This is a genomic window from Brenneria tiliae, assembly GCF_023347575.1.
GTDB lineage: Bacteria > Pseudomonadota > Gammaproteobacteria > Enterobacterales > Enterobacteriaceae > Brenneria > Brenneria corticis.
The window spans coordinates 110,837-123,256 of sequence record NZ_JAKPCB010000099.1 but is presented as its reverse complement, the minus strand read 5'-3'; the positions used below and the strand labels follow the sequence as shown (position 1 = coordinate 123,256).

Sequence of the window (12,420 nt, the reverse complement as noted above, 5' to 3'; positions counted from 1 at the left end):
CTTCGCGGCGTTGTTAGTCTATTTTTGTTCATGCTTCTGGGAGCGCCTGCGCTTGTTATCGCGCAGCCTCTCTTTGATGTCGTCGAACGCAAACAGGTACGGGTCATCATCAGCAGCGACGCCAAAAACGAGGCCGACGACGACTTCGCCGTGGCCCACGCGCTGCTGACGCCCACCTTTATCGTGAAAGGCGTGATCGCCGCGCACTACGCCAATACCGCCCCTTTGATGCGGCGCGACGCCGCCGGCAGCATGCAGGAGAGCTATCAGGAGCTGCAGCGGCTGACGCGGGTGATGGGCAAAACGGAGGTTCCCCTTTATCGCGGGGCGACGGCGGCGCTGAAAAAAGACGGCGTCAGCCCGGCGCTGAGCGAGGGGGCGCAGACGCTGATCCGCGAAGCGCTGCGTGCAGACGACAAGCCGCTGTTCGTACTGGTGCTGGGTCCGATCACCGACGTGGCGGCCGCGTTGCGGGCCGAACCGCGCATTGCTTCCAGGATGACGGTGGTATGGATCGGCGGCATGCCTTACCCGCAAGGCGGCTGGGAATACAATATGTTCAACGACCCTGTCGCCGCGAATGAGGTCTTTACGTCGCAGGTGGCGCTGTGGCAAGTGCCGCACAATGTCTATATGTCGGTCCGCGTCTCGCTGGCGGAGCTGGCCGCGCGCGTCAAACCGCAAGGTGAAACAGGGGAATATCTGTGGCGGCAGTTGGTTGATTTCAACAAGATGATTTCTGACGTTATCAAAGACATGCCCTGGCCGAAAAGCGAGGTATGGGTACTGGGGGACAACCCGGCCGTCTCTCTGCTGCTCGACGAGCATGAATACAACTATTCCCTGCGCGATGCGCCACGGCTCAACGACGATCTCACCTACGCGCCGCAGCCCGGCGCGCGCCAGATTCGCGTATATAACGCCGTTGACGCCCGTTTCACGCTGGAGGATTTCTACGCCAAGCTGGCGCTAACCTATGGGGATAAAAAATGAGCAACTCTACCCGCGCAGCGCTGAAGTACGCTCTGCTTGCCGGCGCGCTGCTCCCGTTGCCGGGCAATGCGGAGAATCAGGCCGTCGGCGATCAATTACTTTACGGGGTGGCCTATTACGACGAGTACATGCCCTACGATCGCCTGGACGCCGATATCAAGATGATGAAAGAGGCGGGCATTAACGTGGTGCGCATCGCCGAATCGACCTGGAGTTCGCTGGAAGTCGAAGAGGGCGTATTCAATTTCAGCCATATCGACCGTGTGTTGAACGCCATGGGGAAAGCGGGAATAAAAGTGATCGTCGGGACGCCGACCTATGCGGTGCCGAGTTGGCTGGTAAAAAAATACCCGGATATTCTGGCGGTAACCCCCCAGGGACAATATAAGTTCGGTCCGCGGCAGAATATGGATATCACCAACCCGGACTTTCGCCGTCACGCGGAAAACGTCATTCGAAAACTGATGCAGCATGTAAAAGATCACCCGGCGGTGATCGGCTATCAGGTCGACAATGAAACCAAGCATTATGATAGCAGCGGTCCCAATGTACAGGCGATGTTCGTCAAACATCTGCAACGGAAATTCCCGGATATCGCGGCGTTTAATCGTGATTTCGGCATGGATTACTGGAGCCACCGCATTAATAAATGGGACGATCTGTTATCGGTCGATGGAACCGTGAATGCCAGCATCGGCTCCGAGTTTTCGCTGTTCCAGCGCCAACTGGTGACGGATTACCTTAACTGGCAGATTAGCCTGGTGAAGGAGTACGCTCGCCCCGGGCAGTTTGTTACGCAGAATTTCGATCTGGACTGGCGCGGCTATTCCTATGGCATTCAGCCGCGGGTCGATCAGTTCAGCGCCGCGAAAAATCTGGATGTCGCGGGCGTGGATATCTATCACCCCACGCAGGATAAGCTTACCGGGGAGGAGATTGCCTTCGGCGGCGACCTGACTCGTTCAATGAAGCAGGGGAAAAACTACTACGTTATCGAAACGCAGGCGCAGGGATTTCCTGAATGGACGCCTTACCCCGGTCAGCTGCGCCTGCAGGCTTTCAGCCATATCGCCTCCGGCGCCAACATGGTGGCTTACTGGCACTGGAGCACCACGGCGAACTCGATAGAAACCTACTGGCGCGGGCTGCTGAATCAGGATTTTCAACCGAATGAAACCTATCGGGAGGCCAAAACCATCGGCGCGGATTTTGCCCGGCTGAGCCCGCAGCTGGTTAATCTGCAAAAAGATAACAAGGTGGCGCTGTATTTCAGCAATCAGGCGCTAACGGCGTTTAACTGGTTTAAATTCGGCTGGACGTCCACCATAGAATATAACGATGTGCTGCGGCCTTTTTATAATGCGCTGTACCGCATGAACGTGGGAACGGATTTCGTTGATTCGTCAACCGACGATCTCAGCCGCTATTCCATGCTGGTGGTTCCGGCGCTCTATTCGGCTTCGGACGCGGAACTGCGGCGTCTGAACGAGTATGTCAAACAGGGCGGTCATATCGTTTACACCTTCAAGAGCGGTTTTTCCGACCAGCATGTGAAAGTTCGCGCCACGCAACAGCCCGGTATTATCGCGCCGGCGGCGGGAATCGAATACAGCCAGGTGACTATCCCGGAAAATGTGGGGCTAAAGGACAACCCTTATCAGGTGACTGCGGAAGAGAATCAGGCGCGCTGGTGGATGGAGCTGATCAAACCGACAACGGCGAAAGTGCTGGCCAGCTACGATCATCCGGTATGGGGCCAATATGCCGCGGTAACCCGGAATCAGTACGGCAAGGGCGAGGCGACCTATATCGGGTTTATGCCCTCGGACGCGGTGATAGCAAAAATCATGGCGGACGCGGTGAAAAACGCCGGATTATGGGGACAAGATCAGCAGCTGACCTTCCCGCAGATCGTCCGGCACAGCACCAATCAGCAGGGAAAAGCGCTGCATTTTCTGTTTAACTACTCGGCCGCCGCCGCCCAGGTGACGTATCACTGGGAGGAGGGGAAAGAGCTGCTGAGCGATAAGCCGGTGAAGAAAAACCAATCGCTCACCCTGCCGGCCTGGGGAGTGAGTATTATCGAAGAAAATACCGTCCGGCGGTGATATTTTCACCTGGCGAACAGGCATGCCGTCGGCGTGCCTGTTTGCATCCGCTGGGGCTGGCGGGACTATGGCGGGACTACGGCAACGATTATTTTGCCATATCAGACCGCCTGAGCTGTAGCACCACGGAAAAACGTTCTTCCGGATGCACCGTCACCGAAATGACGAATGCCCGTCCGGTAACATCCAGATAATGCCGCACGATCTTCAGCGCGGCGGCGCCGGTTTTCAGCCGCAGCGCTTTCGCCATCGCGCCATTCGTCACGGTGCAGGCGCGGATCTCCTGCCGGACGCCCGCCACGCGTCGCCCAAAACGGTTCTCGATCAGCGAGCAGACCAGCGTGCCCGGCTGCCGGTGCACGTCCGCCACGATTTCCGCATAGTCCGGCTCGATATAGATATCGGTCCAGCCGATCGGCAGGCGCCCGCCTTCCTGCAGCCTCATGCCCGAAATGCGCAGCCACAGCCTGTCCGGGGAACAGGAAAGCTCTTTGGCCAGCTCGCCCGTCACTTGAATGGGGCCGATGCTCTGGACTGCGCGAATATGTTCCTTACCGAATTGGATCAGCTCATCAAGCGACGCCAGCGTCGGTTGAAAATCGTTGCGTACCTGAGTGGCGGTAACCCGTGTGCCGACATTTTTCCGGCGCGTAACCAGGCCGAGCTGTTGCAGCTCATTAAGGGCGGCACGCACGGTGTGGCGGCTGGTGCCATAGAGTTCGCACAGCTGGAGCTCGGTAGGCAACAGCGAACCCAGCGGAAAACCTCCCTGCGTAATACCTTCCATTAACTGGCGCGCCAGTTGGGTGTAGTTGAGTTTGCCCATTTTTATAACCGTTAAGCCATTTAAAATAATTATAAAACTAAGTGAATACGCGGTGCGTCACAGAATGTGAAAACGACTACTGTCCCGTAACAAAGAAACACATTATTTTCAAAATGTACGAACATATCGATACAAACAAGTTCGGACATATCGAGTGAGGGCTGCCGATGGTTCCCCATCTCAGGGTCCTCTGGTTACTTCTTTTTTTCTAAATCATGGGGGATACAAAACGCAATGAATACTTCCCATGTCACATCAGGCACAGCTAAACGGATACCTTGGTATCGCCGTCTGGGAACCCAGGTTTTCATCTCACTCATTCTGGGGATTGTCGTCGGCTTTATTTTTCCGTCATTCGCCACGCAATTCAAGCTGCTGGGCGATATGTTCCTCAATCTGATCAAGGCCGGCGTCGCGCCGCTGGTCTTCCTGACCATCGTTCACGGCATCGCCTCCGCGGGCGACGCCCGCAGCGCCGGGCGGGTAGGCTGGCGCGCTTTCGTCTACTTCGAAGTGGTGTCGACCTTCGCCCTGCTCCTGGGGCTGATCGCGGGTAATGTCATCAAGATCGGCAGCGGCATGTCGCCGCCGGAAAACGGCGCTCCCGCGCTGGATATCCAGGCGGCGACCACGCCCGGTTTCGGCGAATTTTTGCTGCATATCGTACCTGACAATTTCATCGGCGCCTTTGCCAAAGGGGAACTGTTACAGGTGGTGGTGCTGGCGGTAATGGTGGGTATCGGCATCCTCGCCATCCCGCTCGATCGGCGTAAGCGGGTCAACGACAGCCTGGATATGATCTCCGAAGTGCTGTTCGCGTTTATCAATCTGGTGATGAAGCTCGCGCCGCTGGGCACCTTCGGCGCGGTGGCCTACTCGGTGGGGAGCAACGGCTCCTCCGTACTGCTGGCCCTGGCGGAACTGGTGCTGGTGTTTTACGCGGTGATTGCGCTTTTCGTTATCCTCGGTATGGGGCTAATCGCCCGGCTGGCGGGATTTAGCATCTGGCGCTTCCTGCGCTATATCAAGGATGAGCTGATCATCGTCCTCGGCACCGCCTCCTCCGAAAGCGTTTTGCCGCGCATGCTGATCAAGCTCGAACGCCTGGGCTGCGCCAAGCAGACCGTGGGGCTGGTGCTGCCGACGGGCTACGCCTTTAACCTTGACGGCACATCCATCTTTATGTCCATGGGCGTGATGTTTATCTCCCATGCCTACGGCATTCCGCTGTCGCTGGAAACTCAGATCGGCATCCTGCTGCTGATGCTGCTGACCTCCAAAGGGGCCGCGACGGTTTCCGGCGGCTCGTTCGTGGTATTTGCCGCCACCGTGACATCGACCGGCATCCTGCCCGTTGAGGGGCTGGCGCTGATTTTCGGCGTCTACCGCTTTATGTCGATGGCGATCGCCACCTGCAACACCGTCGGCAACGGCGTGGCGACCGTGGTGGTCGCCAAATGGTCCGACACTTTCGACGCCAGGCAGGCCGAACGGCATCTCTACCCGGAGCTTTACCCGGACACGGCGCAGGAAGACGAAGCGTTGGATAATGGCGAAATGCTGCCCGAACATCAGGAGCCGGAGCAGTCATCGCCGCGGCCCTGAACGGCGCCGGCCGTATTCCCGGATAATGATGGAATATGGCCGCTGCGGCATAGTGATAGGCTAGATAACATGATGACAACGATAATCACATATTTCGCATATCGTTTGCAGGCAGCATAATCAGTATAAAAAGGCTTGTCGCCGCAGATAATTGAAAAACAACCGGCAGGCTCCAGCGCTCAGCCAGAAGACCGGCAATCGGGGGGGAAATCAACTGTCCGGCCGATATGAGGAAAAAAGTGATGCCGAATCCCACGGACGGCGAGTTTTGAAAGCAGGCGACGCTCCAGATCCCGTAAAGCGCGGTTATAAGAATGAAGGTTGCTCCGAAAGCCGTCGCCGAAAGCAATGTCGCGGCCGTGTTGGTTCCCCAGGCGAAGGCGGGCAGCGCAATGGCGGCAGCGATAGCGATCGTTGACCATTTTAATGTTTTTTTGAGTCCGTAACGGGTGACAAGATCGCCTGCGGCTCCGCCCATGATGCCCGCGATGCCGATGACGATCCAAAATAGCACGCCGTTGAGCGATGCTGTCCGCCCGCCGGCCGTAATAAGGTCGACCGAGAAAATCCAATAGACTGAGGTTGCAATGCCGAAAAGTAGGGCGCTTATAAATAGACGTCTAACCGATGGCTCCGTCAGTTTTTCTTTTACCAAATCAGCAATGGCCGTCCGATTAGACGCAGCCGCGTCCTTTGGCGTACCAGCCAACTCTTTTTTTGCCGCCGGCATGACAAAGAAACTCCATAAGGTGGCGGCGAAAGCGATGGCAGCGAAAAGAAGCCAGGCAGATTGCCAGCCTGTTCCGACAGTCAGCGCCAAGGGGCCCGATATCATAATGCCGAAACTTGTCCCGGAGTTGATTAAGGCATAGACGCGATTTTGGAACCTGGCCTGGCATAATTGTTTGATGGCGTCCGCCAGCGGAGGATAAGCGAGCCCTGGGCTACAGCCGGCAAGCATGACGCCGAGAGCAAGAACGGCGGATGAATTCGCCAAGGCGACAATTGTCATGCCGCTTGCCGCCGCCAATCCACCCAGAACGACCGGCAGTCGAACCCCCGCATAGCGCGAAAGCATCGGACTAAACAGCGTAGCCAAAAGATAACCGATGTATGAGCAACTGCCGATTGTACCGATAGCGACTTGTGAAAGGCCGAACTCCGATTTGATCGCCGGAACGAATAACCCGTAGCTATATCGTGCAAATCCGTAGGTCGAAGCAACGATCAGGAGTCCCGCGCCCACCAATTGAAATACTGGCGTATTTTGAGTGGTTTTGGAGCTATCCATTAAAGACGAACCGATAGCTGATAGACCACAGTCCGATCGCCACTGATGAATTCATATCATCCCCCGGCAAGATACTGGTTCACAAGATATTGCGCAGTCAGTTCAGCGGCCCGAAGAGGCCATTCGTCCATCAGGCTTTGAGCTTGAATAATCGCGCTGTCGAAAAGGCAATAGATCCCATTGGCTAATGCGTTGAAATGTTCTTGAGACAATAGCGGACGGTACACTCCCAACGCTTCTTCAGAAATTAAAACCCGTAACCGGTTTTTGTGTTCACGAACGCGTTCACGAATCGGACTGCGTTCGTCAGCGAACTCGCCGGCCGTATTGTTGAATCCACATCCACGGAAACCTTCCGTATTGATTTGGCTGCGCCACATGCTGAAAAGGGCGGATACTCGCCGTTGAGGCGTATCTGCGTCCATCAAACGCCGGCGTAATTCCGTGAGCCATAAGCTTTCACGCTCATTGAGCCAGGCTAAAATTAATAGTTCTTTGGAAGGAAAATGCTCATAAAAACTGGCCTTGGCGACGTTTGATTGCGCGATTATTTTATTGATGCCAACGGCGCGACATCCGTATTGGAAGAATAATTGCGATGCTGTGGCAAGAATGCGCTCTCGCGGTCCAGGGACATTTGAACGAATAGCCATAACGATATTCTCAAAACAGACAGACTTGTCTGATTGTGCATTTGAACATCGGCTATGTCAACGCCGCCGTCCCTATAGAAATAGCGGACTTACTGACGTCTCGCATTCACGATCATTTTGCCGGAACGCGACTACGGTCGGTGATGAATGCCAACAGCGATACCTTGATCGGGGGTCGATATAACACTTGAAAAGGCAAGGATGCCTATTTGCTCTCGACGCGGCCGAGTGGGTGGGGGGCCTGGTTCAACTCCGCGCAAGCGGCACGCCAGGCGGGATCTGCGGGATAGAGTGCCGTGCGCAAGTAAGCCCAGGTGAGCCGCCGAACCATAGCCACACGATCAGGATTCTCATCCGTTGTTTCCGTCACCAGATACCCGGAAATTCCCCCAAGCATATGCTCTGCTTCGTACAAGGTGAGTAGCCAATCGGCTCCAGGACTCAGGGTGTACGCATCGGTGAACCAATCTGGACCGCGAACCGTCAGCGGTGACCGATCGCGATCGCCGGCCACCACCAGCGTGGGCGTCGTCATCTCATCATAGTTGATATTTAGATACGGAAAATGCTCGGCGGCGAACGGGCTGAGATCGGCGCCGCCGCGCCCACCTGCGGCAAGCAGCACGCCGGCTTTGATCCGAGCGTCGGACAGCGCCTCATACTGCTTTCCGTCAGGATGCATCACCCTTGCCCCCAGCAGAACCCCCACGGTATGGGCGCCGAATGAATGGCCGACTGCGGCGATCCGCTCTCGGCCTAGGCGGCCTTCAAGCCCTGGAACCGCGCCCTCTATGACGTCGAGCTGGTCGAGAATGCGCTTCATATCCGCAATGCGAATTCGCCAGATCAACGGCCAGCGGGGGTCATCCGGCTTGAAGCCCAATCGCTTTGAGTCGGGAAAAGTGGGTTGAATGACGACGAAGCCGTGAGCCGCCCAGTAGTCCGCCAGGGGGGCATAGCCGTCCATTGAACTACCGAAGCCGTGCGCAAAGAGGATGATCGGAAGCTCGCGTCCGGTAACCGGGGCGGAAACCCGCAACTGCAATCGCTCACCGCGATCGGGCGCGGCCAGTACGACGGGGCAGACGGAAACAACGGCAGCAGGCGTATCAATAACACCGCCTGTGGTCGCAAAAGTCGCTTCGTTCGATTGCGCTGTGACCATACATCCTCCCTGGTTACTATTGAATACCTACATGATGATATGAGATTGAAGAAATGAGAAGTAGGCAGTTTCGCCGCACTAGCTAACATTGAGGTAACTATGAAAAAAGGGCAGAAGACGACGAAGAGTTCCGTCCCCATGATGTGCCAGAACGAAGAGTCGGAAGTGATGCGTCAGTTCCTGTCGAAGGTCGGGGATAAATGGAGCATTCTGCTGGTGGTGATGCTGGCCAGAACCCCAGACAATCGCGCGCGATTTTCCGAGTTGCAAAGGATGGTGGAAGGCATTTCCCAGCGGATGCTGACAACGACGCTTCGCAACCTGGAACGTGACGGCTTTCTGTCGCGGGAAGTATTTCCGCAGGTGCCGCCGCGAGTGGAATATGAACTTACCGAGCTTGGCCTCAGCCTGCTGGAACCGATGCAGCACCTGGTGCAGTGGATTGGCAGCAACTGGGATGCCATCAAAACAGCCAGACAGCGCTTTGATACGCGGCAGCATTAGCCAAAAGCGCCGCGATCGTCGATGCTGATTACTGGTCAGCGCGGGCTGGTGTCAGCGTACTTCCTTTCCGCAAGATCTGTAGCCACATCAATCTACTGGGACAAGTTCTAAGCTTTTCCAATATGCGCATTTCCTCTCACTCCGCCCATTTGTTAATAGTGTGTGTCTTTTAGTTTAATGATTTAGGGAGACTGCATGGAAATATACTGGTACCTCACGGCGCCAGACGGCCCGCAGCCGTGGACCTCATCGGGCAGTCGTCAGGTCAACTACGCCTACTTTCAGCAGATCGCCCGCGCCGTCGATCATCTGGGTTTTACCGGCGCGTTGCTTGCCACCGGCGCACACGATCCCTGGATTCTGGGCGCTGCGCTGATCCCCTACACCGAACGGATGAAGTTTCTAATCGCCATTCAGCCAGGTTTAATTTCACCGACGCTGCTGGCCAAGATGGCCGTTACTTTCAACCAGTTTTCCAAAGGCCGAGTGCTGCTGAATGTGGTGAGCGGGGATAAAAATACGCTCGGCGCCTACGGCCTGCACCTCGACCACGACGAACGCTACGACCTGAGCGACGAATTTCTTCAGGTGCTGCGTCCGCTGCTGGACGAAGAAACCGTCACCTTCGAGGGGCGGCATTTGCATATCGATAACGCCCGGCTGGCCTTGACCAATGGCGGCTACGCGCCGCCGCCGCTGTGGTTCGGCGGCTCGTCTGAAGCGGCGCAGGAAGTCGCCGCGAAGCACATCGATACCTATCTATCGTGGGGCGAAACGCCGCCGCAGGCGGCAGAGAAAATCGCCCAGGTAAAGGCGCGCGCTGAAAAGCACGGACGCCGCTTGCGATTTGGCATTCGCCTTTACGTCATCGTGCGCGAAACCGATGAACTCGCCTGGCAGGCCGTCGACGCGCTCTATGCCACCATGGACGACAAGGCTATCGAGGCGCGGCAACGGCTCGCCGGCGGCTCCGACTCCGTCGGCCAGTCGCGCATGAGCGCGCTGCACAACGACCGAAAACCCGCCGATCCGCGCGAGCTGGAGATTTATAGCGGCCTGTGGGCCGGCATCGGCCTGGTGCGGCCGGGGCCGGGCACCGCCATCGTCGGCAGTCCGGAAACCGTCGAACGCACGCTGCGCGCCTATCAGGACGCGGGCGTCGAGGTGTTTATTCTCTCGGGTTTTCCCCTGCTGGAAGAAGCCTATCGTTTCAGCGAACTGGTGTTGCCGCGCCTGGCGCTCGCCCCGGCGTCGGATAACGCCGATAACGCCTTCACCTGGAGCAACCTGTGGGATCGTCCGATCGACGCAGAGGGCAAGGCGCAATGAAAATACGTCTTGGCAGCCATCCCAATAACTTATCGCTATTTATCCTGCGTCACCGCGGCGCGATCGAACCACTGGCGGCGGCACGCGGCTGGCAGGTGGAGTGGCTGGATTATCAGCAGGGGGCGCGCAGCGGCGAGTGGCTGGCCGAAAACCGCGTCGATGTGGTCGGCACCGGTTCGACCCCGCCCATCACCGCGCAGACGGCGGGTCTGGCGGTGGCCTATCTCGCCAGTTCGCCGCCGCGCGACGCCAGTTGCGCATTACTGGCGCGCGCGGGGCAGGATCTCACCTCGCTGCGGGGGAAGCGACTGGCGGGGATGGTGGGCTCTTTTACCGATCACTTCCTTGCCCGCCTGCTGCAAAAGCAGGGCCTGCTGCGCGATGACGTTCAATTGCTGGACATTCAGGGCCAGTCGGCGCTGGATGCGCTGCTCGGCGGTGAAATCGACGGCTGGCTGGCGATTGACCCCTGGCTCACCCGCGCCCGCGCCGCGCCCGGTATCGTGACGCTGGCGTCGGTGGGTGACGAGATCGTCAATCGCTCGGTGTTCTGGACACGTCAGGCGTGGCTGAATCGCCATCCCGCCGCCGCCGCATGGGTGGTGCAAATACTGGGGGAAAACGATCGCTGGATTGTGCAGAATACTGACATCGCCGCGCGCCTGCTGGCCCGGCATCTCAATCCCGCCATTCGGACAACGGAGTGGCGACAGAGTCTGGCGGCGCGTCCGTGGGGGATTACTCCCGCTGACGACGCGCTAATCGCCGAACAGCAGCGGCAGGCGGACGACCTTTTTGCGGTGGGATTCATTCCTTCCGCCTTAACGCTTTTACATCGGAGAACAGCATGACATCCCGGATGACTCGCATCGCGCTTGGCGCGCTGCTGCTTTGCGCCGGCGCGGCCCACGCCGCCGAAACCATCACGTTGCGCATCGGCTTCCTGCACGGCCCCACCGATCTGGCGCTGGCAAAAGAGAAAGGCACGCTGGAAAAAGCGTTGGCGGCCCATCAGGTCAAGGTGGTGTGGGCGGGGCCTTTCTCCGCCGCCGCGCCCGCCTATGAGGCGTTGAATGCCGGTTCGATCGACCTCACCACCGGCAGTTCCACGGCGTTTGTCACCGCCATTGCCGCCGGTTCGCCGCTGCGCTTCTTCGCGTATCAGGCGATGCCCGCCGACGGCGAAGGCATTGTGGTGCGAAATGCCAGCGATATCCGTTCGCTTAACGACCTGCGCGGTAAAAAAGTGGCGGTGAATAAAGGCGGCACCGGCGAATATCTGCTATCTCGGGCGCTAAGCAGCGCCGGCATTGCGGAAAACGAGGTGCAAAAATCCTATCTTAGCCCGTCGGATACGGGCAGCGCCTTTGTCGGCGGCCACGTTGACGCCTGGGCGGTCTGGGATCCCTTCCTGTCGCTGGCGCAGCAGAGCTACGACGCGCGGTTGTTGAGCAACGGTAGGGAAGTGGGCTCGGAAAACGCCGCCGGCTACTTTGTCAGCGAGGCATTTTATCGCGCCCATCCGCAAGTACTGGCGTGGATCTATGAGGTGTTGCAGCAGGAGAACGCCTGGGCCAAGGCCCATCCGCTGGAGGCGGGCAAAATCTGGGCGGCGCAATTGGGACAGTTGGGGAATGGGCTGGCGGAACAGCTCGGCCGCGTCAACACGGTGCCGGTTACGCCGGTGGATGACGACGCCATCGCCCACATCGAGCATATCGCCGACTGGTATCTGCAACAGGGTCTTATCGCCAAGCGCCCGGATATTCGTCAGCACGTCGTCACCCTCGCGCCCTGAGGACTTACGGAGGCCCGCTCGCTGATAAAAGCGACGCGGGCCGTCGCCGAGCGTCGCTAAAAAGTTACTTTCCCGGCGATACGTCGCATCGCCGACGCTATCACCGCTCACATCCCGGCTAAAGCCGGGGAAAATCTGCTGTGAGCAT

At 57.8% G+C, this 12,420-nt stretch carries 11 protein-coding genes; 7 read left to right on the top strand and 4 right to left on the bottom strand.

From position 1 onward, the window contains the following. Window positions 1–30 precede the first annotated feature (30 nt). Together MFP24_RS14345 and MFP24_RS14340 are read left to right on the top strand one after the other, a co-directional pair. Window positions 31–993, top strand: a complete 963-nt coding sequence (locus MFP24_RS14345; RefSeq protein ID WP_249246719.1) for a nucleoside hydrolase — start codon at window positions 31–33, stop codon at window positions 991–993. Continuing rightward, window positions 990–3,101, top strand: a complete 2,112-nt coding sequence (locus MFP24_RS14340) for a beta-galactosidase (RefSeq protein ID WP_263458508.1) — start codon at window positions 990–992, stop codon at window positions 3,099–3,101. Before MFP24_RS14345 ends, MFP24_RS14340 begins: the two co-directional genes overlap by 4 nt. 88 nt (window positions 3,102–3,189) lie before the next feature. On the opposite strand, the gene MFP24_RS14335 is transcribed toward MFP24_RS14340, so the two are convergent. Beyond that, on the bottom strand, window positions 3,190–3,927 hold the full coding sequence (locus MFP24_RS14335; protein ID WP_249231049.1) for a GntR family transcriptional regulator: 738 nt from the start codon (window positions 3,925–3,927) through the stop codon (window positions 3,190–3,192). Window positions 3,928–4,161: 234 nt separating this feature from the next. On the opposite strand from MFP24_RS14335, the gene MFP24_RS14330 reads away from it, so the two are divergent. Continuing rightward, on the top strand, window positions 4,162–5,532 hold the full coding sequence (locus tag MFP24_RS14330) for a cation:dicarboxylate symporter family transporter (protein WP_249231050.1): 1,371 nt from the start codon (window positions 4,162–4,164) through the stop codon (window positions 5,530–5,532). Between the two features lie 85 nt (window positions 5,533–5,617). Here the strand turns inward: MFP24_RS14330 and MFP24_RS14325 are convergent, their stop codons facing one another. The 3 genes from MFP24_RS14325 to MFP24_RS14315 form a co-directional block, all read right to left on the bottom strand. Next, a complete protein-coding gene (locus MFP24_RS14325) occupies window positions 5,618–6,823 on the bottom strand; it encodes an MFS transporter (protein WP_249231051.1) in 1,206 nt (401 codons plus the stop codon). A 56-nt stretch (window positions 6,824–6,879) separates the two neighbouring features. Further along, complete coding sequence (locus tag MFP24_RS14320) at window positions 6,880–7,476, bottom strand: TetR/AcrR family transcriptional regulator (RefSeq protein WP_249231052.1); 597 nt, start codon at window positions 7,474–7,476, stop codon at window positions 6,880–6,882. A 205-nt stretch (window positions 7,477–7,681) separates the two neighbouring features. Then, window positions 7,682–8,641 carry an alpha/beta hydrolase family protein gene (locus tag MFP24_RS14315; RefSeq protein WP_249231053.1) on the bottom strand — a complete coding sequence of 320 codons (960 nt, stop codon included), beginning with the start codon at window positions 8,639–8,641 and terminating at the stop codon, window positions 7,682–7,684. A 138-nt stretch (window positions 8,642–8,779) separates the two neighbouring features. Between MFP24_RS14315 and MFP24_RS14310 the strand changes: the two genes are divergently transcribed. The 4 genes from MFP24_RS14310 (at window position 8,780) to MFP24_RS14295 (ending at window position 12,272) form a co-directional block, all read left to right on the top strand. After that, entirely contained in the window at window positions 8,780–9,145 is a 366-nt protein-coding gene (locus MFP24_RS14310; RefSeq protein ID WP_249231054.1) for a winged helix-turn-helix transcriptional regulator, read from the top strand. Window positions 9,146–9,340: 195 nt separating this feature from the next. Then, a complete protein-coding gene (locus MFP24_RS14305; RefSeq protein WP_249231055.1) occupies window positions 9,341–10,474 on the top strand; it encodes an LLM class flavin-dependent oxidoreductase in 1,134 nt (377 codons plus the stop codon). Then, complete coding sequence (locus MFP24_RS14300) at window positions 10,471–11,325, top strand: ABC transporter substrate-binding protein (protein WP_249231056.1); 855 nt, start codon at window positions 10,471–10,473, stop codon at window positions 11,323–11,325. The genes MFP24_RS14305 and MFP24_RS14300 overlap by 4 nt, the downstream gene beginning before the upstream one ends. Then, the gene (locus MFP24_RS14295) at window positions 11,322–12,272 is read left to right on the top strand and encodes an aliphatic sulfonate ABC transporter substrate-binding protein (protein WP_249231057.1); all 951 of its coding nucleotides are present in this window, start codon (window positions 11,322–11,324) and stop codon (window positions 12,270–12,272) included. The genes MFP24_RS14300 and MFP24_RS14295 overlap by 4 nt, the downstream gene beginning before the upstream one ends. Window positions 12,273–12,420 lie beyond the last annotated feature (148 nt).

Coding starts and splice junctions, on each gene's coding strand:
- MFP24_RS14345 (WP_249246719.1), top strand. CDS start 31: ATGCTTCTGGGAGCGCCTGCGCTTGTTATCGCGCAGCCTCTCTTTGAT.
- MFP24_RS14340 (WP_263458508.1), top strand. CDS start 990: ATGAGCAACTCTACCCGCGCAGCGCTGAAGTACGCTCTGCTTGCCGGC.
- MFP24_RS14335 (WP_249231049.1), bottom strand. CDS start 3,927: ATGGGCAAACTCAACTACACCCAACTGGCGCGCCAGTTAATGGAAGGT.
- MFP24_RS14330 (WP_249231050.1), top strand. CDS start 4,162: ATGAATACTTCCCATGTCACATCAGGCACAGCTAAACGGATACCTTGG.
- MFP24_RS14325 (WP_249231051.1), bottom strand. CDS start 6,823: ATGGATAGCTCCAAAACCACTCAAAATACGCCAGTATTTCAATTGGTG.
- MFP24_RS14320 (WP_249231052.1), bottom strand. CDS start 7,476: ATGGCTATTCGTTCAAATGTCCCTGGACCGCGAGAGCGCATTCTTGCC.
- MFP24_RS14315 (WP_249231053.1), bottom strand. CDS start 8,641: ATGGTCACAGCGCAATCGAACGAAGCGACTTTTGCGACCACAGGCGGT.
- MFP24_RS14310 (WP_249231054.1), top strand. CDS start 8,780: ATGATGTGCCAGAACGAAGAGTCGGAAGTGATGCGTCAGTTCCTGTCG.
- MFP24_RS14305 (WP_249231055.1), top strand. CDS start 9,341: ATGGAAATATACTGGTACCTCACGGCGCCAGACGGCCCGCAGCCGTGG.
- MFP24_RS14300 (WP_249231056.1), top strand. CDS start 10,471: ATGAAAATACGTCTTGGCAGCCATCCCAATAACTTATCGCTATTTATC.
- MFP24_RS14295 (WP_249231057.1), top strand. CDS start 11,322: ATGACATCCCGGATGACTCGCATCGCGCTTGGCGCGCTGCTGCTTTGC.